Source organism: Pseudomonas tensinigenes, assembly GCF_014268445.2.
Lineage (GTDB): Bacteria > Pseudomonadota > Gammaproteobacteria > Pseudomonadales > Pseudomonadaceae > Aquipseudomonas > Aquipseudomonas tensinigenes.
On sequence record NZ_CP077089.1, the window covers coordinates 4,204,720 to 4,224,911 of the forward strand.

Below are 20,192 nucleotides of genomic sequence, written 5' to 3' on the forward strand. Positions count from 1 at the left end.
CTGCGCCCTCAATAACAACAAGCAGAGGTGGACCATGGTCTGGCAGCAAATTTACGACCCGTTCGGCAACCCGGTGATCTCCACGCTCATGGCCGCCGTACCGGTGGTGGTGATGCTCGCGGCGCTGGCGTTCTTCCACGTCAAGGCGCATCTCGCGGCGCTGCTGGCGCTGGCGTCCGCCCTGCTGATTTCGATTTTTGCCTTCGGCATGCCGGCGAGCATGGCCGGCTCAGCGGCGTTGTTTGGCGCGGCCAATGGCTTGTTGCCGATCGGCTGGATCGTCCTCAACATCATCTTCCTGCATCGCCTTACCACCGAGAACGGCTCGTTTAAAGTGCTGCAGGATTCTCTCGCGCGCATCACCGATGACCGTCGTTTGCAGTTGCTGCTGATCGCGTTTTGCTTCGGTGCGTTTTTCGAAGGTGCGGCGGGGTTCGGTACGCCGGTGGCGGTGACCGGGGCGATTCTGATCGGTCTCGGTTTTTCGCCGCTGGCCGCGTCCGGTCTGGCGCTGATCGCCAACACCGCCCCAGTCGCATTCGGCGCGCTAGGCACGCCGATCATCACGCTGGCCAAAGTCACCGGGCTGGATGAAATGGAGCTGTCGATGATGGTCGGTCGGCAGTTGCCGTTTTTCTCGGTGCTGGTGCCGTTCTGGTTGATCTGGGCGTTTGCCGGTTGGCGCAAGATGCTGGAGATCTGGCCAGCGATTCTGGTGGCGGGCGTCAGCTTCGCGATCCCGCAATTTCTGGTATCTAACTACCACGGGCCGATGCTGGTGGATGTGATCGCCGCGCTGATTTCCATGGCCTGCCTGACGCTGTTCTTGAAGGTGTGGAAACCGGCGACCATTCACACCTCCGCTGCGCTTTCGGGGCGTGTCGACAACTCCAAGGTCGATGAAGAAAAAATCACTGCCAGCGCCGCGTTCAGCGATCAGGCGCGCCCGGCGGTGATGCGCGCATGGATGCCATGGATCATCCTCACCGTGTTTGTGTTTGCCTGGGGCACGCAGGGCTTCAAGAATATGTTCGACACCCGGCCCGCCATTGATCCGGTAACCCACTCGGCCAAGCTCGACCCGCAGGGCAAGCCGCTGCGTGAGGCCAACCCGATTTTCGCCCCGGCAGTGACGTTCACCAGCCTGCACCTGCAAATCGAAAAAGTGCCTCCCGTGGTTGCCGCGCCGAAAGCGGAAGAAGCGGTGTACAAATTCACTTGGCTGACCGCCACCGGCAGCGGGATCTTGCTGGCGGCGATTGTCGGCGGTTTGCTGATGGGTTATTCGATTCCGCAACTGATCAAGCAGTATCTGCGCACGTTGTGGGTGGTGCGGTTTTCGCTGATTACCATCGCGGCGATGCTGGCGCTGGGGTTCCTCACGCGCTACTCGGGACTCGACGCGACCATGGGCCTGGCGTTCGCGGCGACGGGGATTTTCTATCCGATGTTCGGCACCTTGCTCGGTTGGCTGGGTGTGGCGTTGACCGGTTCGGATACGGCGTCGAACGTTCTGTTTGGCGGGTTGCAGCGGGTCACCTCGGAACAGCTCGGCATCAGTCCGGTGCTGATGGCGGCGGCGAACAGCTCTGGCGGGGTGATGGGCAAAATGGTCGATGCGCAATCGATTGTGGTCGCCTCCACCGCGACCCGCTGGTATGGGCATGAGGGCGAGATTCTGCGCTATGTGTTCTTCCACTCGATCGTGTTGGCGATTCTGGTCGGTGGGCTGGTGACGTTGCAGGCGTATGTGGCGCCGTTTACTTCGATGGTGGTGGGCGGGCATTAGTCCGGCCGGACACATATCCAATGTGGGAGCGAGCCTGCTCGCGAAGGCGTCCGGTCTGCCAATGAAGATATTGGCTGTGCCGGCCTCTTCGCGAGCAGGCTCGCTCCCACAGGGTTCAGGTTGTTAGTGAAATGATGGTTACAGCGCAGATCCTTGTAGGCCTTCGCCTGCTCGCGATAGCGGTGTGTCAGTCACCACATCGCTCACTGGTCTATCGCTATCGCGAGCAGGCTCACTCCTACAGGGGATTGTGTCGTACCGTCGATTAATGAGCTAAGCACATAACTCTATAACGAAAATCCGACAAAACCTTTTCCTCTCTCCGGCAGTCACTCCTTAACGAGACCGGCGATGACGCTGGCTGCCCGCTTGGGCCATCCACGACCCTGCTGCCCTGATGAAGAGAGAAAAGGAATCGAACCATGACGATTTCCCGACGCGGATTTCTGATCCTCGGCGCCGTGACCGCCACCGCCTTCGCGATGCCGCCGTTTATCAGCCTCAAGGCCTACGCGGCCAATCTGGAGCAACCGGCCATGAGCAAAGTGACGATCAACGTCAACGGCAAGCCGCGTGCGCTTGACGTCGACACCCGCACCACCCTCCTTGATGCCTTGCGCGAACACCTGCACCTGACCGGCAGTAAAAAAGGCTGCGACCACGGCCAATGCGGCGCCTGTACGGTGATCGCCGATGGTCGACGGATCAATTCCTGTCTGACCCTGGCGGTGATGCACGAAGGCAGTGAGATCACCACCATTGAAGGTCTCGGCATGCCCGACAATCTGCACCCGATGCAGGCCGCATTCATCAAGCACGACGGCTATCAGTGCGGCTATTGCACGCCGGGGCAGATCTGCTCGGCGGTGGCGGTGATCAAGGAAATCCGCGATGGCATTCCCAGCCATGTCAGTGAAAGCCTCACCGAGGCGCCACGGTTGATTGCCAGTGAGTTTCAGGAGCGCATGAGCGGCAATATCTGCCGCTGCGGCGCCTACTCGAACATCATCGAAGCCATCACCGAAGTCGCGGAGGTGCCGGCATGAGACCGTTCAATTACAGCCGCGCCGACTCCCCCGCCGCGGCCGCCGCACAAGCTGCACAAGTTGAAGGTGCGCGGTTTATCGCTGGCGGCACCAACCTGCTCGACCTGATGAAACTCGACATCGAAACGCCGTTGCACCTGATCGATGTCAATCACCTCGGTCTGGATCAGATCGAAGCCACGCCAGAAGGCGGACTGCGCATCGGCGCGCTGGTGCGCAACACCGATCTGGCGGCGGACCAGCGCATCAGAAAAGACTACGCCCTGCTCTCCCGCGCCCTGCTCGCCGGGGCTTCCGGGCAGTTGCGCAACATGGCCACCACCGCTGGCAACCTGTTGCAACGCACGCGCTGTCCCTACTTCTACGACACGAATCAGGCCTGCAACAAACGCCAACCCGGCAGCGGTTGCGCAGCGATCGGCGGAGTCAGTCGGCAACTGGGGATTATCGGCGTCAGCGACGCGTGCATCGCCACGCACCCGAGCGACATGGCAATTGCCATGCGCGCGCTCGATGCGCAGATTGAAACGGTGAAACCCGATGGCACGACCCGCAGCATCGCCATGGCCGATTTCCATCAGTTGCCCGGCACCACGCCGAACATCGAAACCAGCCTCACCCCCGGCGAATTCATCACCTCGGTGACACTGCCCGCACCGCTTGGCGGTACCCACGTTTATCACAAGGTGCGAGATCGCTCGTCCTATGCGTTTGCGCTGGTGTCAGTCGGTCTGATCCTGCAAAAGGACGGCAGTGGCCGCATCGCCGTCGGCGGTATCGCGCCGAAACCATGGCGGGTTGAGGCCGCCGAAGCGTTGCTGCCCCAAGGCGCCAAAGCGGTCAGCGCACGCCTGCTCGACGGCGCCACGCCGACCCACGACAACCAATTCAAACTGACCCTGGTCGAGCGCACGCTCGGTTCGGTGTTGGCGCAAGCGAGGGAGCAAGCATGAAATTCGACACGCCCGCCACCACCAACCCAATCGACCAGTTGAAGGTCATCGGCCAACCCACCGACCGCATCGAAGGCCCGCTGAAAACCAGCGGTCAGGCGCCTTACGCCTACGAGCAGCATGAGGCGGTGGCCAATCAGGCTTACGGTGTCATGGTCGGTTCAGCCATCGCCAAGGGCCGCATCAACAATATCGATCTTGAACAGGCGAAAGCCGCGCCGGGTGTGCTGGCCATCGTCACCGCCGCCAACGCCGGTAAACTCGGCAAAGGCCAATACAACGCCGCGCATCTGTTGGCCGGGCCGGAGATTCAGCACTATCACCAGGCTGTTGCACTGGTGGTTGCCGAGACGTTCGAGCAGGCCCGTGCAGCTGCGCAATTGGTCAAGGTCGACTACGTCGCGACCAAAGGCGAGTTCGATCTGGCCAGCGTGCGTGGCCAAGGCGTCGAGCCGAAAGACGAATTGCCCGACGTCAGCCACGGTGATTTCGCCAAGGCCTTCGCCGCCGCGCCGGTGCAGTTCGATCAGACCTACACCACGCCGGATCAATCCCACGCGATGATGGAGCCGCACGCCACGTTGGCGGCGTGGAAAGGCGATCAACTGACCTTGTGGACATCGAATCAGATGATCGCGTGGAGCGTCGGCGACATCGCCACCACCCTCGGCTTGCCCAAGGAAAAAGTCCGGCTGATTTCGCCGTACATTGGCGGTGGTTTCGGCGGCAAGTTGTTCGTGCGCGCCGATGCGATCCTCGCCGCCCTCGGTGCGCGCATGGCTGGCAGGCCGGTAAAAGTCGCCCTCGCCCGCCCGCAGATCGCCAACAACACCACGCACCGCCCGGCGACGATTCAGCGCATTCGCATGGGCGCGACGGCGGACGGCAAACTCACTGCGATCGCCCACGAAGGCTGGTCGGGCAATCTGGCGGAAGGCAAAGTCGAGGTCGCGGCGCAACCCAGTCAGTTGCTGTACGCAGCGGAAAATCGGCTGGTCAGCATGCGCCTTGCGCCGCTGGATTTGCCCGAAGGCAACGCCATGCGCGCACCCGGTGAAACGCCGGGGCTGATGGTCCTGGAAATTGCCATGGACGAGATGGCCGAGCAGCTCAAGCTTGATCCGGTCCAGTTCCGGATTCTCAACGACACGCAGGTCGATCCGATGAAAACCGAGCGGCCGTTCTCGCAGCGGCGCCTGATCGAATGCCTGCAAACCGGCGCGGAGAAATTCGGCTGGGACAAACGCAATGCGCAACCAGGTGCACGGCGGGAGGGTCGCTGGCTGATCGGCATGGGCGTCGCTGCGGCGATCCGCAACAACCTGCTGGTCAAGTCGGGCGCGCGGGTGCGGCTGGAGCGCGATGGCAAGGTCACGGTGGAAACCGACATGACCGATATCGGCACCGGCAGTTACACGATCATCGCGCAGACGGCGGCCGAGATGATGGGCGTTGGTTTGAAGGATGTGAGCGTGCATCTGGGCGATTCGAGTTTTCCGGTGTCCGCAGGTTCCGGCGGGCAATTCGGCGCTAACTGCTCGACTGCCGGGGTGTATGCCGCGTGCATGAAACTGCGTGAGGCGGTGGCGGGCAAGTTGGGGATGGCGGCGGATCAGGCGGAGTTTGTCGACGGTCAGGTACGGCTCGGCAGCAAGAGCGTGCCGTTACGCAATGCCGCGCAAAACGGCGCTGTGGTGGCTGAGGACAGCATCGAATTTGCCGACCTGGCCGAGCAGTATCAGCAGTCGACGTTCGGTGCGCATTTCGTTGAGGTCGCGGTGGATGCGGCGACCGGTGAAGTGCGAGTCCGCCGGATGTTGGCGGTGTGCGCGGCCGGGCGAATTCTCAACCCGAAAGCGGCGCGCAGCCAGGTTATCGGCGCGATGACTATGGGCGTTGGTGCGGCGTTGATGGAAGAGTTGGCGGTGGACAAGAAGCTCGGCTTTTTCGTCAATCATGATCTGGCCGGGTATGAAGTGCCGGTGCATGCCGACATTCCGCATCAGGAAGTGATTTTTCTTGATGAGACCGATCCGGTGTCTTCGCCGATGAAGGCCAAGGGTGTTGGTGAGTTGGGGATTTGCGGGGTCAGTGCGGCGGTGGCGAATGCGATTTACAACGCCACGGGGGCGCGGGTGCGGGAGTATCCGATCACCCTCGATAAAATCCTCTCTTCACTGCCGGAGATGATCTAAACGCCTGAAAAGAGCCCCTCACCCTAGCCCTCTCCCAAAGGGAGAGGGGACCGATCCGGGGATATTCGAGGGCTGCACCGACGTGAACGTCTTGCTGTGAATCCATAATCGACACGGCACTTTCAGGTCGATGAATAACGCTTTGCTGTGAATCCATAATCGACTCGGTCTCTCAGGTCGATGGATGACGCCAGACACCTCGGTCGGCCCCCTCTCCCTCCGGGAGGGCTGCGGTGAGAGAAATTGGAGAATTTCACCGATCTGAAAGCCCCAATGTGAATCCATAATCGACCCGGTCTCTCAGGTCGATGTATGGCGCAAGACATCTCGGTCGGCCCCCTCTCCCTCCGGGAGAGGGCTGGGGTGAGGGAAGCGCTTCACTCGGAACCCGGATACTGCTCATCACTCACCTGCTCCATCCAATCCACTACTTTGCCATCCAACACTTCGGCAATAGCGATATGGGTCATCGCCGTGGTCGGCGCCGCCCCATGCCAATGCTTGGCCCCCGGCGCGATCCACACCGTATCCCCAGGACGAATCTCACGCACCGGCTGCCCCCATTCCTGCACAAACCCGAACCCTGCCGTGACGATCAATGTCTGCCCCAACGGATGAGTGTGCCACGCGGTACGCGCACCCGGCTCAAACGTCACCGTCGCACCACTGACCCGCGCCTCGTCTGAGCCTTTGAACGGCGCATCGACACGGACAGTGCCAGTGAACCAATCCGCCGGGCCTCTGGCCGAAGGTTGCGAGCCATTGGGCGTGACCGTCACACGCGGGGTTTCATCGGCCTGCACCTCACCCGCCAACAGAGAAAGGGTCAACGCAGAAGCGGCAATCGGGTTCATGGCAATTCCTCCAAATAATCAATGCCACTACTTTACCCAGCCGAACTCTTCAGATAATCGACTAGAATTCAAAAAAACTTATGCAGGACACTCATCAATGCTTCGGGAAAACGCCACTGACCTCCTCGCCTTCCTCGCCGTCGCCCGCGAGCGCAGTTTCACCAAAGCGGCGGCCAAACTCGGCGTCTCGCAATCGGCGCTCAGCCACACCATTCGCGCACTCGAAGCCCGTTTGGGCCTGCGTCTGCTGACCCGCACTACTCGCAGCGTCTCGCCCACCGAAGCCGGTCAACATCTGCTGCAAACCATCGGCCCGCGCTTCGAAGAAATCGAACTGGAACTCGCGGCCCTGAGCAACCTGCGCGACACCCCCGCCGGCAAGCTCCGCATCAGTGCCACCGATCATTCGCTGGACTGGCTGCTGCGCCCGGTGCTCAAAGACTTTCTGCCGCAGTACCCGGACATCGCCGTCGAAGTCTGCTGCGATTATGGTTTCGTCGACATCGCCGGCCAGGGTTTCGACGCCGGCGTGCGCCTGGGCGAAGACGTCGCACAAGGCATGATCGCCACCCGCATCGGTCCCGACATGCGCATGGCGGTGGTGGGTTCACCCGCCTATTTCGCCAAACGCACGCCGCCGCAAACGCCAAGGGATCTGACCGACCACGCCTGCAATAACCTGCGCCTGCCCACCAATGGCGGGTTGTACAGCTGGGAATTCGAAAAGGCTGGGGAAAGCCTGAAAGTGCGGGTATCCGGGCAGATCACCCTGAACGGCGTCTACCCGTTGCTCGACGCTGCGCTGGACGGTTTTGGCCTGAGTTACATCCCGGAAAACGTCGTCGCGCCGTATCTGGCCGACGGCCGTTTACTGCAGGTGCTGGAGGATTGGTGCCCGACGTTTGCCGGGTATCACCTGTATTACCCGAGTCGACGTCAAGCAGCACCGGCGTTTGCGTTGTTGCTGGAGGCGTTGCGCTATCGCGCTTGAGCGACTTGTCACGTTTTAAAGCAACCCGCAGCGCCCCAAGACGCCTTGGCTATCTGCACGGCCGCGTACACAGAGTTCGCCGTCACTGTTGCAATCTGCCCGCGCTGCATGCCCAGACAAACATACTGTTCGTTATGGGCGTACGCAGCGAACAAAATCAGCAAGAGACAAACCCCGGTGCAATAGGTGAACCTGCGGCCTTGCACGTCCATGATCGTTCTTCTTTGGTGAGGCAGGAATCTCCATACTCACCGACAAACAACCCCCTTCCAACTGTCAGATATGACAGTCTTTCAGACCGTTTCGAAATTAATACAAGCCTGAACCAACGTGAAGTCGCGATCGTTTGGCGAGCTCGATCAACCCATCAACGCAATCAACTGATGCCGCTGCGCATCCGTGAGCATCGGCCCGAACCCGGCCTTGGCGTTATCGGCCATGTAACGCGGATTGCCCGTGCCGGGTATCACGCAAGTCACCGCCGAATGTGCGAGCAGAAACTTCAACGCCAGTTGCGGCCAGCTGTTGACCTGCACGTCCGACACCCAGCCCGGCAGCGGTTTGCCTTTGAGCCGGGCCAGCAGTCCCCCGCCACCGAACGGCCGATTACAGATCACTGCCACGCCACGCTCGCGACACAGCGGCAGAATGCGTTTTTCCACGCCACGGTCATCGAGGGCGTAATTGATTTGCAGAAAATCCAGTTGTTCGACCTTCAACACCGCTTCGACTTCTTCATAGGCCGAGTCCGTGTAATGGGTGATGCCGATGTAACGGATGCGCCCTTGGGCTTTCCATTCACGCAGGGTCGGCAGGTGGGTTTGCCAGTCGAGCAGGTTGTGGATCTGCATCAGGTCGATGCGTTCGGTGCGCAGCAGGCTGAACGACTGCTCCATCTGCGCGATGCCCTCCTTGCGCCCGCGCGTCCACACCTTGGTCGCCAGAAACGCCGGCGAACGCGGTTCGTGGATCGACAGCAGCTCACCGGTAGTTTCCTCTGCCCGGCCATACATCGGTGAACTGTCGATCAGCGTGCCGCCCTTGGTGAACAGTTCATCAAGCACCGCCGGCAGTTGCCGGTAGGCCGGATCGCCGGGGGCGACGTCGAAGCCGCGATAGGTGCCCAGACCCACGATGGGCAGCGACTCGGCGCTGGACGGGATGGCGCGGGTCTGCATGGCGTGGCCTCCGGTAGTCGCGGACGTAGTGGTTGTGGCCAACGCCCGATCAAAGGTGAAGACCGCCGAAACCCCGGCAGCCAGCGTAAGCAATCGGCGACGGGAGTAACCCTCAGTGTGGCTCATGCTGGTTCCCCTGCTGCGTGAATCTGTTGCATGTTGTGTGTGCGAGCGGCCCGGCTGCAGGGCTGGACTACACTGCGACAGCGATCCTTCACACACCGTTAAAAGTAGCCGAATGTCCCGAACCCTGATGTCACTCGTCGCATTGATCGTTGCCGTGTACTTGGTGCTGTGTGCGGCGCTGTTCTTTTTTCAGCGCTCGCTGATCTATTTTCCGCAGCCTAATGCCGTCACTTCCGCTGATTCACGGATGACACTGTCGATGCCGGACGCGCAGATTTCGCTGATCACCCGCGAGCGTGTCGGGCCACGGGCGCTGATCTATTTCGGTGGCAATGCCGAGGACGTGTCGCGCAATCTGCCGGAGTTTGCCGAGGCGTTTCCCGATTACGCGGTGTATCTGCTCAACTACCGCGGCTTCGGTGGCAGCGGCGGCTCACCGTCGGAAGCGGCGATTGCCGAGGATGCGCTGGCGCTGTTCGATCAGGTCTATGCCAGTCATCCGCAGATTGCCGTGGTCGGGCGCAGTCTCGGTTCCGGAGTGGCCGTGCGTCTGGCCAGCCAGCGACCGGTGCAACAGCTGATTCTGGTGACGCCTTACAACAGCCTCGAAGAAATCGCGGCGCAGCAATATCCGTGGGTGCCGGTGAAATGGTTGCTCAAGGATCGCTTCGAATCCGGCAAATACGCCGCGCATATCCGCGTGCCGACGTTGCTGCTGGCGGCCAGTGACGACGAGGTGATTCCGCGCGCCAGCACGCAGCGTTTGCTGGAGAACTTCCCGCAAGGCGTGGCGGTGCTCAGGGTGGTGCCGGATTCGGGGCATAACTCGATCTCGGATCGTGCGCAGTATTTGCAGTGGATGAAGGATGTGTTGAATCGGTGATAGTGGTCTGCCTGTGTCTTTTGTATTGTTTTCAGTGACGCCATCGCGAGCAGGCTCACTCCTACAGGGGAACGCATTCCAAATGTAGGAGTGAGCCTGCTCGCGATAGCGTCATCCGGCGCAACATAGCGCTCTGTTTGATTCCACTGTTCGTCGCTTCGCCGTAAAGCCTTCACCGCCCCTTGAACCAAGTCCAAAAAGCCCAGTCCTACTCGCGCCGCTTTCTGCGGTTCACTCACCTTTTGCGCTGTCCTCCTTCAGAGCTGCCCGTCTCATGCGCCACGCCGTTCGCTCGTCTCGCTTGGTTTCGCTGTGCCTGCTGATCCTTTCGCCGCTGCTCGCTGCAACCGCCCATGCCGGTGCGGAGCGGCAACTGGTGGCTGCCATCAACGACTATCGCGCCCATCCGCAACGTTGCGATCGACGCCCAGCGCAACGCGTGGCACCGTTGGCGCTGAAGTCGAACCTGGCCTTGCCGATCGGTTATCGCTATGCCGGCGGCATGCGTGAAGCGTTGAAGTCGTCCGGGTATTCCGCCGTGGCGGTGCGCAGTATTCGCGTGGTCGGGGCCGAGGACGCCGAGGAGGCTTTCGACCTGCTGCAGGACGAGCACTGCGCCGCGCTGCTGGATGCCAGCTACGCCGACATCGGCGTCAGCCGCTCGCGCAATGAGTGGCAAGTGGTGTTGGCGCAACCGGTGCTCGACAGCCGCGTTGGCGATAACCGCAGCGTCGGCAAGGCGCTGCTCGCCGAGGTCAACGCCGCGCGCGCCCGGCCACGGATGTGTGGACGCCAACGCTTCGCCGCCGCCCGGCCATTGAGCTGGAACGCCGCGTTGGGCGCCGCCGCACAGGGACACAGCAAAGCCATGGCTTACGGCAACTATTTCGCCCACCGCGACCCGGACGGCGACCTGCCCGCCGATCGCGCCCGTGCGGCGGGTTATCGTGGTCGGCAAATTGGCGAAAACATTGCAGCCGGGCAGAGTTCACCGGGCAAGGCCATGGCCGGATGGCTGGCCAGTCCCGGGCACTGCGCCAATCTGATGAATCCGATGTTTACCCAGGTGGGGGCCGGGTTTGCCAGTGAGGCGCGCAGTGATGAAGGGGTTTACTGGACGATGCTGTTTGGTGCGCAGTGACTGCCAGCGTCCAGCCCCAATTTCAACAGTTCCTTGCGCAGCATTGACGGCGCCCGCACGGCCAATCCGGCCTGCCAGTCGAGTGGCAACAAGCGATTGAGCTTTTGCTGGCTGACCTCGGTTGGCGCCAGAAAGCAGCTTTTGTGGTCGCGGATACTGATCACATTCAGCAGCCAGTCATCGCCCTGCTGCGCCATCCAGCCATTGATCATCGGCCGGTGCTTTTGCAGCAAGGCGTCGGCATCCCACACCGTCATTTGCGCGAAAAAGCCTGGCAGGTTGCTCTCGGGTTTCATCCGTTTCGAGTCGGCTGCCAATGCAGAGCCCAGGTTCGACTCGATGTTGGCCTGGCACTCGAGAAAATATTGCCGAGGCCAGTCTGCCGGCAGTTTTGCCCGTGAAGTGAGGTCGGTGTAGGCCTCGATGTCCGCTGGCGTGGTCATCTGCCCGGTGAAATTCAGCGTGTTGTCGAGAATCGCGGTGGCCAGTAATGCGGCACTTTGCACGCTGATCTGCGGCAGCACACCGGCCGTCTGCCAGCGCTGAAAAACCTGAGTCGCTGCGGCGCCGATCGGGCGGATATCGGCAGCAGATCCAAGCTTCTGCGCCCAATAATGCTCGTACCCCGGATGATGATCGATGATCTCTACCACCCGCTCGCGCACCACCAACGGGTCGAAATGGTAATAGTCGGAGACATCGACCATGACAAACTCATCGTCCAGCGTCGGCAGGTAATCGTCAAAAGCAGCAGCCCAGCCGAGTACGGTTTGCGAAACGCTGACGTTGGGTTGCGCGCTGCTGACGGCGCGGGCGGGAACGCCTTGCAGGTTGAGCAATTCTGCGTAGGCGATGCAGCAGGCGTAGGCGTCGATGTCCAGATAGGACGCGCCGGAGGTGATGATTTTCATGGGCCGGCAACATCGCACAGGTTTGTGACGTTTGGGTGACAGGAAAAGATCGCAGCCTCGTTTCACTCGACAGCTCCTACAAGGCTACGACCTTTTGATCTTCAGGCTGCGCGCTGTCCTCCCGCAACCATCGCCGACGCCGCCAGCATCGCCCGCAACAACACCGCACATCCGGCCGCCAGATCGTCCGGCGCGGCGTTCTCGATTTCGTTGTGGCTGATGCCGCCTTCGCACGGCACGAAGATCATCCCGGCCGGGCCGAGTTCGGCGAGGAAAATCGCGTCATGGCCGGCGCCGCTGACGATGTCCATATTCGACAAGCCAAGCCCTTTCGCTGCGCCGCGCACCGCTTCCACGCAGCCTTTTTCGAAGTACAGCGGCGGGAAGTCCGCTGTCGGCGTCAGTTCGTAAGTCAGGCCGTGTTCCTCACAGGTGGCTTCGATGACTTGCTTCACCTCGGCAATCATCGAGTCCAGACGCGCCGGCTCCAGATGACGGAAGTCGAGGGTCATGCGCACTTCGCCGGGGATGACATTGCGCGACCCGGGATAGGCTTGCAGGCAACCGACCGTGCCGCAGGCGTGAGGTTGATGGCCGAGCGCGGCGCGGTTGACGGCGCCGACGATTACCGAGGCGCCGACCAGCGCATCTTTACGCAAGTGCATCGGCGTCGGGCCGGCATGCGCTTCGACGCCGCGCAGCTTGAGGTCGAACCACTTCTGCCCCAACGCGCCGAGCACCACGCCGATGGTTTTCTGCTCGTCTTCGAGGATCGGGCCTTGTTCGATGTGTGCCTCAAAATAGGCGCCGACTTTATGCCCGCTGACTTTACGCGGGCCGGCGTAACCGATGGCGTTGAGCGCTTCGCCAACGGTGACGCCGTCGGCATCGACTTTGGCGAGGGTTTCTTCGAGGGTGAATTTCTCCGCAAACACGCCGGAGCCCATCATGCACGGGGCGAAGCGCGAGCCTTCTTCGTTGGTCCAGACCACCACTTCCAGCGGCGCTTCGGTTTCCACGCCGAGGTCGTTGAGCGTGCGCAGCACTTCGACACCAGCGAGCACGCCGAAACAGCCGTCGAACTTGCCGCCGGTGGGTTGGGTATCGATGTGGCTGCCGGTCATCACCGGTGGCAGGTTGGGATTGCGCCCGGGACGACGGGCGAAGATGTTGCCGACGGCATCGACGGTGACGCTGCATCCGGCGTCCTTGCACCATTGCACGAACAGGTCGCGAGCCTGGCGGTCGAGATCGGTCAGGGCCAGGCGACAGACACCGCCCTTGACCGTGGCGCCGAGCTTGGCCAGCTCCATGAGCGACGCCCATAAGCGGTCGCGGTTGATGTGCTGATGGCTCGATTGCAGAACGTCTACGGCTGCGTTCATGGGGATCTCCTCAGGCTGCTTTTCTTATGGATATTGCTGTGGTGTCGGGTAGACCGCTATCGCGAGCAGGCTCACTCCTACAGGGGAACGCATTCCAAATGTAGGAGTGAGCCTGCTCGCGATGAGGCCTGTCGCTACACCGCCGTTTTAACGGCAGAGGGCTGCGCGCGCATCACGCACAACCCGTAATAAATAATCCCGCCCAGCGCCGAGCCGGTGAACCAGCCATAGCTGTAGAACCAGCTGAACGCATCGCTGCCCAGCGACAGCAAGGTCAGCACCACCGGCACCCCGAACGCGAGAAACCCGGCCCAGTTCCACGCCGGATACACGTCATCGCGGTACAACCCGGCCAGGTCCAGTTGCTGTTTCTTGATCAGGAAATAGTCCACCACCATGATCCCGGCAATCGGCCCGAGCAGGCTCGAATAACCGAGCAGCCAGTTGGAATACACGGTTTCCAGACTGACATCGGAAACGATCAGACCGAGTTTTTTCAGCAGTTCATGGCCCATCAGCACCAGCCCGACAAACCCGGTCAGCAACACCGCTTTGGTGCGGTTGATGACTTTGGGCGCAATGTTCTGAAAGTCGTTGGTCGGCGAGACGATGTTCGCGGCGGTGTTGGTCGACAGCGTGGCGATGATGATCAACGCCATGGCCACCGCCACCCACACCGGACTCTGGATATGACCGATCAGAGTGACCGGATCGGAGACGGTCACACCGACCAGTTTCACCGAGGCGGCCGTCATGATCACGCCGAGGGAGGCGAACAGAAACATGGTCAGCGGCAGGCCGAAAATCTGCCCGAGTATCTGATCTTTCTGGCTCTTGGCGTAACGGCTGAAGTCCGGAATGTTCAGCGACAACGTCGCCCAAAACCCGACCATCGCGGTCAGCCCGGCGGCGAAGTAACTCACCACACTGGCGCCCTCCGGACGTTTCGCTGGAATCGCCAGCAGCTCGGTCATCGACACATTGGGCATCGCCCACACCAGCAGACCGATGCCGACCGCCACCAGCAGCGGCGCCGACAAAGTTTCCAGCCACTTGATCGACTCGGCGCCACGAATCACCACCCACAGATTCAACGCCCAGAAAATCATGAAGCCAATCACCTCCCCCGTGCCGCCGAGGGATTTCCAGCCCTCGAACACCGAGCCGAGAAACAGGTGAATCGCCAGCCCGCCAAACATCGTCTGGATACCGAACCAGCCACACGCCACCAGCGCGCGAATCAGACACGGCACGTTGGAACCGAGGATGCCAAACGATGAGCGCAGCAACACCGGAAACGGAATGCCGTACTTGGTGCCGGGAAACGCGTTGAGCGTGAGCGGAATCAGCACGATGACGTTGGCGAACAGAATCGCCAGCAACGCTTCACCAACGGTCAGGCCAAAGTAAGCGGTGAGTACGCCGCCGAGGGTGTAGGTCGGCACGCAGATCGACATGCCGACCCACAGCGCGGTGATGTGCCATTTGTTCCAGGTTCGTTCGCGCACCTTGGTCGGTGCCATGTCGTGGTTGTAACGGGGACTGTCGAGGACGTCGCTACCGGCTTCAAGCTCGAACAAGCCGTCGCGCTCGGTCACTTGCGATCTGATCTGTTGCATGGCCGCTCCACTGTTCTTCTGATTATTTTTCTGCTCATCAGGCGGCTTGCACACACAGGTGCAGCCGGACGATGGCCGGAGGAACTGACAACTTTCGTGCACCGGCCATGGTGTCAGCGGCGGCATCAATAAACGTGCCGGGTGCCCCGCTTGCGCATCGGGCCGAGCGTTAAACGCTTTGCAACTTTCTGATATTAATCAGTTTTAATTATTCACCGGATGAGTTCGCGGAAACTTGTCTGAGTGCTCAGACTAAACACCTGGCAAGTTGTCCGAACAGACAGGACTCAATCTGGTGCACTGCATTTATTTTCATTGTGAGCGAGCAACCGCAGCTCAACTTCAAGCGGCTGATTTCACATAGGAAATCTTGCTCATATTTCCATCCTGTCAAGTGCGTCAAAATGGTGAGCAGCCTCACCATTTTGGTGATTTTCTGTTTTTATCGTTATTTTTCAAATACTTAAAACAGTCATAAGCTTATAAAAAATAATCTTGCTCTATTGCAAATCTGCGACTAGTTTCTATTCCTGACAGCGCTGACAGGAATACGCTCTGCAGCGCTGTACATCAATAAAACATCTAGAACCGGCACAAGTCGGTCAATGCCTGCGAGGAACTCGGAATGTCTCTGTTGATCCGTGGCGCCACCGTTGTTACCCATGATGAAAGTTATCGCGCCGACGTCTATTGCGCCGACGGCGTGATCAAAGCCATTGGTGAAAACCTGGATATTCCCGCCGACGCCGAAGTGCTCGACGGCAGTGGCCAATACCTGATGCCCGGCGGGATCGACCCGCACACCCACATGCAGCTTCCGTTCATGGGCACCGTGGCCAGTGAAGATTTTTACAGTGGCACGGCGGCGGGACTGGCCGGTGGCACCACATCAATCATCGACTTTGTGATTCCCAATCCGCAGCAGTCGCTGATGGAAGCGTTTCATCAGTGGCGCGGCTGGGCGGAAAAGTCGGCTTCCGACTATGGCTTCCACGTTGCGATCACCTGGTGGAGCGAACAGGTGCGTGAGGAGATGGCCGAGCTGGTCAGCCATCACGGCATCAACAGCTTCAAGCATTTCATGGCTTACAAGAACGCGATCATGGCCGCCGACGACACACTGGTGGCGAGTTTCGAACGTTGCCTGGAACTCGGCGCGGTGCCGACCGTGCACGCAGAAAACGGCGAGCTGGTCTATCACCTGCAACGCAAGTTGATGGCCCAAGGCATCACCGGGCCGGAAGCGCATCCACTGTCGCGGCCGTCGCAGGTTGAAGGTGAAGCGGCGAGCCGGGCGATTCGTATCGCCGAAACCATCGGCACGCCGTTGTACCTGGTGCACGTCTCGACCAAAGAAGCCCTCGACGAAATCACCTATGCGCGCAGTAAAGGCCAACCGGTGTACGGCGAAGTGCTCGCCGGGCATTTGCTGCTCGATGACAGCGTCTATCAACACCCGGACTGGCAGACCGCGGCCGGTTATGTGATGAGCCCGCCGTTCCGTCCGCGTGGTCATCAAGAGGCGCTGTGGCACGGACTGCAAAACGGCAATCTGCACACGACCGCGACTGACCATTGCTGCTTCTGCGCCGAGCAGAAAGCCGCAGGGCGCGATGACTTCAGCAAGATTCCCAACGGCACGGCCGGTATCGAAGATCGCATGGCGGTGCTTTGGGATGAGGGGGTTAATTCCGGCCGTTTATCGATGCAGGATTTCGTCGCCCTCACCTCCACCAACACCGCAAAGATCTTCAATCTCTATCCGCGCAAAGGCGCGATTCGCGTCGGCGCCGATGCCGATCTGGTGCTGTGGGATCCGCAAGGCACCCGGACCATTTCCGCCAAGACCCACCATCAGCAGGTGGACTTCAACATCTTCGAAGGCAAGACCGTGCGCGGTGTGCCGAGCCATACCGTCAGCCAGGGCCGGGTGGTCTGGGCCGATGGTGATTTGCGCGCCGAGCGCGGTGCCGGGCGCTATATCGAACGGCCGGCGTATCCGGCGGTGTTTGATTTGCTGAGCAAGCGGGCTGAGTTGCACAAGCCAGTTGCTGTGAAACGCTGAAATCCAGGCCTTCGGCCTTCGCGAGCAAGCTCGCTCCCACATTTGAAATGCATTCCCCTGTGGGAGCGAGCCTGCTCGCGAAAAGGCCAGTCCAGGCAACACAAAAACCAATGCCCATCAGAGGCAGCACCTCAAATAACCGTGAGGCCATAAACCGTGATCGAGACCCTGAACCATCTCCCCCACCCGCACGAAAGCGCGGCCGCCCTCGCCGGGCATTTCACCGATCTGGCGCCGCCGCTCAACGATCGGCAGGCACATCTGGAAGCCTCGCGCTGCCTGTATTGCTATGACGCGCCGTGCGTGAATGCGTGCCCGAGCGAGATCGACATCCCGTCGTTCATCCGCAACATTCATCAGGACAACGTCCCTGGCGCGGCGCAAAAAATTCTCTCGGCGAACATCCTTGGCGGCAGTTGCGCACGAGTCTGTCCAACCGAAATCCTCTGCCAGCAAGCCTGCGTGCGCAACAACGCTCAGGAATGCGCGCCGGTGCTGATCGGCCTGCTGCAACGCTACGCCGTCGACAATGCACACTTCACCGAGCACCCGTTCCAGCGCGCCGCCGCCACCGGCAAAAGGATTGCCGTGGTCGGCGCCGGGCCGGCCGGTTTGTCCTGTGCACATCGCAGCGCCATGCACGGCCACGACGTGGTGATTTTCGAAGCACGGGAGAAGGCTGGCGGCCTCAACGAATACGGGATCGCCAAGTACAAACTGGTCGACGACTACGCGCAGAAGGAACTGGATTTTCTCCTGCAGATTGGCGGCATCGAGATTCGTCACGGGCAAAAACTCGGCGAGAATCTGACCCTCAGCGAACTGCATCAGCAGTTTGACGCGGTGTTCCTCGGCCTCGGCCTCAACGCCAGCAAGCAACTCGGTTTGTCCCATGAAGATGCCCCGGGCTTGCTCGCCGCCACCGATTACATTCGCGAACTGCGTCAGGCCGAAGACCTCACGCAACTGCCGCTGGCCGAGCGCTGCATCGTCCTCGGCGCCGGTAACACGGCGATCGACATGGCCGTGCAAATGGCCCGCCTCGGTGCTCGTGATGTGAATCTGGTGTATCGGCGTGGTGCTGCCGACATGGGCGCCACCGGCCATGAGCAAGACATCGCCAAAGCCAATCAGGTACGCCTGCTGACCTGGGCGCAACCGGAAGAGGTACTGCTCGACGCTCAGGGCCATGTGCGCGGCATGCGTTTCGCCCGCACCGATCTGGTCGAAGGACGCCTGCAAACCACCGGCGAAACTTTCGAGCTGGCTGCTGACGCGATCTTCAAAGCCATCGGCCAGGCGTTCGATGGCAGCGCCCTCGCCGACCCGCTAGCCCGCGAACTCAAGCGCCAGGGCGAGCGCATTCAGGTCGACGAAAACCTGCGCACCAGCATCCCCGGCGTGTATGCCGGCGGTGACTGCACCAGCCTCGATCAAGACCTCACCGTGCAAGCCGTGCAGCACGGCAAACGCGCCGCCGAGGCGATCAACGCTCAACTGATGCTTAACGTGGAGGCTGCGTAAATGGCCGATCTGTCGATTGTCTTCGCTGGCATCAAAGCACCGAATCCGTTCTGGCTGGCCTCTGCGCCGCCGACTGACAAGGCCTACAACGTCGTCCGCGCTTTCGAAGCGGGCTGGGGTGGCGTGGTGTGGAAAACCCTCGGAGAGGACCCGGCGGCGGTCAACGTCTCGTCGCGTTATTCGGCGCATTACGGCAACAACCGTGAAGTGCTGGGCATCAACAATATCGAACTGATCACCGACCGTTCGCTGGAGATCAACCTGCGCGAAATCACTCAGGTGAAGAAGGACTGGCCGGATCGCGCACTGATTGTTTCGCTGATGGTGCCGTGCGTCGAGGAGTCGTGGAAACACATCCTGCCGCTGGTAGAAGCCACCGGCGCTGACGGCATCGAACTGAATTTCGGCTGCCCGCACGGCATGCCTGAACGGGGCATGGGCGCGGCGGTCGGTCAGGTGCCGGAGTACGTTGAGCAAGTCACACGCTGGTGCAAGACCTATTGCTCGCTACCGGTGATCGTCAAACTGACGCCGAACATCACCGACATCCGCGTCGCCGCCCGCGCCGCCCATCGCGGTGGCGCCGATGCGGTGTCGCTGATCAATACGATCAACTCGATCACCAGCGTCGATCTGGAGCACATGGTCGCCCTGCCCACCGTCGGCAGCAAAAGCACGCATGGCGGTTATTGCGGCTCGGCGGTGAAGCCGATTGCGCTGAACATGGTCGCCGAAATTGCCCGCGATCCGCAGACCCAGGGCCTGCCGATCTGCGGCATTGGCGGCATCGGCAGTTGGCGCGATGCGGCGGAATTCATGGCGCTGGGCAGCGGCGCGGTGCAGGTGTGCACGGCGGCGATGCTGCATGGCTTTCGTATTGTCGAGGAAATGAAGGATGGTTTGTCGCGGTGGATGGACAGTCAGGGTTACGCCAACATTGCTGAGTTTTCCGGGCGTGCGGTGGGCAATACCACGGACTGGAAGTACCTTGATATCAACTATCAGGTGATTGCGAAGATTGATCAGGATGCGTGCATTGGCTGCGGGCGCTGTCACATTGCTTGCGAGGACACTTCACACCAGGCGATCGGCAGTCTCAAGCAGGCGGACGGCACGCATAAATATGAAGTGATTGATGAGGAGTGTGTGGGTTGTAACTTGTGCCAGATCACTTGTCCGGTGGCGGATTGCATCGAGATGGTGCCGATGGAGACTGGGAAGCCGTTTCTGGACTGGAATCATGATCCGCGGAATCCGTATCACGTGGCGGTCTAGATCACCGACTGATCCAACAGCCCCCTCACCCTAACCCTCTCCCAAAGGGAGAGGGGACTGATTGGGGGATGCTGGCAAACTCCGCCGACCTGAAAGTGCTGATGTGAATCCATAATCGACAAGACTCACAGGCAAGCACTGCCTTGACTCCATAATCGATACATGAACAGGCAAGGACTGCCTTGAATCCATAATCGACTGGATTTTTCAGGTCGATGTACCTCGCAAGACACCTCGGTCGGCCCCCTCTCCCTCCG

15 protein-coding genes are annotated in these 20,192 nt (G+C 60.7%); 10 read left to right on the top strand and 5 right to left on the bottom strand.

Annotation, left to right across the window (positions count from 1 at the left end; translation table 11 throughout):
- The first annotated feature begins 34 nt into the window (after window positions 1-34).
- From HU718_RS18520 to paoC, 4 genes are all read left to right on the top strand, one after another.
- Window positions 35-1,789 carry an L-lactate permease gene (locus HU718_RS18520; protein WP_186614732.1) on the top strand — a complete coding sequence of 585 codons (1,755 nt, stop codon included), beginning with the start codon at window positions 35-37 and terminating at the stop codon, window positions 1,787-1,789.
- Between the two features lie 422 nt (window positions 1,790-2,211).
- Window positions 2,212-2,835, top strand: coding sequence for an aldehyde dehydrogenase iron-sulfur subunit PaoA (paoA, locus tag HU718_RS18525; RefSeq protein WP_095118347.1), 624 nt, complete (start codon window positions 2,212-2,214; stop codon window positions 2,833-2,835).
- Window positions 2,832-3,788 (top strand): FAD binding domain-containing protein, encoded by a 957-nt coding sequence (locus HU718_RS18530; RefSeq protein WP_150730261.1) that lies wholly within the window; start codon window positions 2,832-2,834, stop codon window positions 3,786-3,788. The genes paoA and HU718_RS18530 overlap by 4 nt, the downstream gene beginning before the upstream one ends.
- Window positions 3,785-5,983 (top strand): aldehyde oxidoreductase molybdenum-binding subunit PaoC, encoded by a 2,199-nt coding sequence (gene paoC, locus HU718_RS18535; protein WP_186614730.1) that lies wholly within the window; start codon window positions 3,785-3,787, stop codon window positions 5,981-5,983. Before HU718_RS18530 ends, paoC begins: the two co-directional genes overlap by 4 nt.
- A 377-nt stretch (window positions 5,984-6,360) precedes the next feature.
- On the opposite strand, the gene HU718_RS18540 is transcribed toward paoC, so the two are convergent.
- Window positions 6,361-6,837: a (R)-mandelonitrile lyase gene (locus HU718_RS18540; protein WP_186614728.1), complete on the bottom strand. Its 477-nt coding sequence runs from the start codon at window positions 6,835-6,837 to the stop codon at window positions 6,361-6,363.
- A 97-nt stretch (window positions 6,838-6,934) separates the two neighbouring features.
- Between HU718_RS18540 and HU718_RS18545 the strand changes: the two genes are divergently transcribed.
- A complete protein-coding gene (locus HU718_RS18545; protein WP_150730264.1) occupies window positions 6,935-7,828 on the top strand; it encodes a LysR family transcriptional regulator in 894 nt (297 codons plus the stop codon).
- 359 nt (window positions 7,829-8,187) lie between these two features.
- On the opposite strand, the gene HU718_RS18550 is transcribed toward HU718_RS18545, so the two are convergent.
- Window positions 8,188-9,132: an aldo/keto reductase gene (locus tag HU718_RS18550; protein WP_186614725.1), complete on the bottom strand. Its 945-nt coding sequence runs from the start codon at window positions 9,130-9,132 to the stop codon at window positions 8,188-8,190.
- Window positions 9,133-9,244: 112 nt separating this feature from the next.
- Between HU718_RS18550 and HU718_RS18555 the strand changes: the two genes are divergently transcribed.
- Together HU718_RS18555 and HU718_RS18560 are read left to right on the top strand one after the other, a co-directional pair.
- Window positions 9,245-10,015, top strand: coding sequence for an alpha/beta hydrolase (locus tag HU718_RS18555; RefSeq protein ID WP_186614723.1), 771 nt, complete (start codon window positions 9,245-9,247; stop codon window positions 10,013-10,015).
- A gap of 274 nt (window positions 10,016-10,289) precedes the next feature.
- Entirely contained in the window at window positions 10,290-11,156 is an 867-nt protein-coding gene (locus HU718_RS18560) for a CAP domain-containing protein (RefSeq protein WP_186614721.1), read from the top strand.
- Here the strand turns inward: HU718_RS18560 and HU718_RS18565 are convergent.
- The 3 genes from HU718_RS18565 to HU718_RS18575 all read right to left on the bottom strand — a co-directional run bounded on the left by HU718_RS18565 (window position 11,126) and on the right by HU718_RS18575 (window position 15,071).
- Window positions 11,126-12,067 carry a DHH family phosphoesterase gene (locus tag HU718_RS18565; RefSeq protein WP_186614720.1) on the bottom strand — a complete coding sequence of 314 codons (942 nt, stop codon included), beginning with the start codon at window positions 12,065-12,067 and terminating at the stop codon, window positions 11,126-11,128. The genes HU718_RS18560 and HU718_RS18565 overlap by 31 nt on opposite strands.
- A 101-nt stretch (window positions 12,068-12,168) precedes the next feature.
- Window positions 12,169-13,452 carry a Zn-dependent hydrolase gene (locus HU718_RS18570; protein ID WP_150730073.1) on the bottom strand — a complete coding sequence of 428 codons (1,284 nt, stop codon included), beginning with the start codon at window positions 13,450-13,452 and terminating at the stop codon, window positions 12,169-12,171.
- Window positions 13,453-13,586: 134 nt separating this feature from the next.
- Window positions 13,587-15,071, bottom strand: coding sequence for an NCS1 family nucleobase:cation symporter-1 (locus tag HU718_RS18575; protein WP_186614718.1), 1,485 nt, complete (start codon window positions 15,069-15,071; stop codon window positions 13,587-13,589).
- Between the two features lie 625 nt (window positions 15,072-15,696).
- Between HU718_RS18575 and hydA the strand changes: the two genes are divergently transcribed.
- The 3 genes from hydA (at window position 15,697) to preA (ending at window position 19,935) form a co-directional block, all read left to right on the top strand.
- Complete coding sequence (hydA, locus tag HU718_RS18580; protein WP_186614716.1) at window positions 15,697-17,136, top strand: dihydropyrimidinase; 1,440 nt, start codon at window positions 15,697-15,699, stop codon at window positions 17,134-17,136.
- A gap of 156 nt (window positions 17,137-17,292) precedes the next feature.
- Entirely contained in the window at window positions 17,293-18,660 is a 1,368-nt protein-coding gene (locus HU718_RS18585; RefSeq protein WP_186616444.1) for an NAD(P)-dependent oxidoreductase, read from the top strand.
- Window positions 18,661-19,935 carry an NAD-dependent dihydropyrimidine dehydrogenase subunit PreA gene (gene preA / locus HU718_RS18590; RefSeq protein WP_077573438.1) on the top strand — a complete coding sequence of 425 codons (1,275 nt, stop codon included), beginning with the start codon at window positions 18,661-18,663 and terminating at the stop codon, window positions 19,933-19,935.
- Window positions 19,936-20,192: the final 257 nt, after the last annotated feature.

What these genes read in the sequence shown, in the direction of transcription:
- HU718_RS18520 (WP_186614732.1), top strand. Translation starts at nt 35, where the DNA reads ATGGTCTGGCAGCAAATTTACGACCCGTTCGGCAACCCGGTGATCTCC.
- paoA (WP_095118347.1), top strand. Translation starts at nt 2,212, where the DNA reads ATGACGATTTCCCGACGCGGATTTCTGATCCTCGGCGCCGTGACCGCC.
- HU718_RS18530 (WP_150730261.1), top strand. Translation starts at nt 2,832, where the DNA reads ATGAGACCGTTCAATTACAGCCGCGCCGACTCCCCCGCCGCGGCCGCC.
- paoC (WP_186614730.1), top strand. Translation starts at nt 3,785, where the DNA reads ATGAAATTCGACACGCCCGCCACCACCAACCCAATCGACCAGTTGAAG.
- HU718_RS18540 (WP_186614728.1), bottom strand. Translation starts at nt 6,837, where the DNA reads ATGAACCCGATTGCCGCTTCTGCGTTGACCCTTTCTCTGTTGGCGGGT.
- HU718_RS18545 (WP_150730264.1), top strand. Translation starts at nt 6,935, where the DNA reads ATGCTTCGGGAAAACGCCACTGACCTCCTCGCCTTCCTCGCCGTCGCC.
- HU718_RS18550 (WP_186614725.1), bottom strand. Translation starts at nt 9,132, where the DNA reads ATGAGCCACACTGAGGGTTACTCCCGTCGCCGATTGCTTACGCTGGCT.
- HU718_RS18555 (WP_186614723.1), top strand. Translation starts at nt 9,245, where the DNA reads ATGTCCCGAACCCTGATGTCACTCGTCGCATTGATCGTTGCCGTGTAC.
- HU718_RS18560 (WP_186614721.1), top strand. Translation starts at nt 10,290, where the DNA reads ATGCGCCACGCCGTTCGCTCGTCTCGCTTGGTTTCGCTGTGCCTGCTG.
- HU718_RS18565 (WP_186614720.1), bottom strand. Translation starts at nt 12,067, where the DNA reads ATGAAAATCATCACCTCCGGCGCGTCCTATCTGGACATCGACGCCTAC.
- HU718_RS18570 (WP_150730073.1), bottom strand. Translation starts at nt 13,452, where the DNA reads ATGAACGCAGCCGTAGACGTTCTGCAATCGAGCCATCAGCACATCAAC.
- HU718_RS18575 (WP_186614718.1), bottom strand. Translation starts at nt 15,071, where the DNA reads ATGCAACAGATCAGATCGCAAGTGACCGAGCGCGACGGCTTGTTCGAG.
- hydA (WP_186614716.1), top strand. Translation starts at nt 15,697, where the DNA reads ATGTCTCTGTTGATCCGTGGCGCCACCGTTGTTACCCATGATGAAAGT.
- preA (WP_077573438.1), top strand. Translation starts at nt 18,661, where the DNA reads ATGGCCGATCTGTCGATTGTCTTCGCTGGCATCAAAGCACCGAATCCG.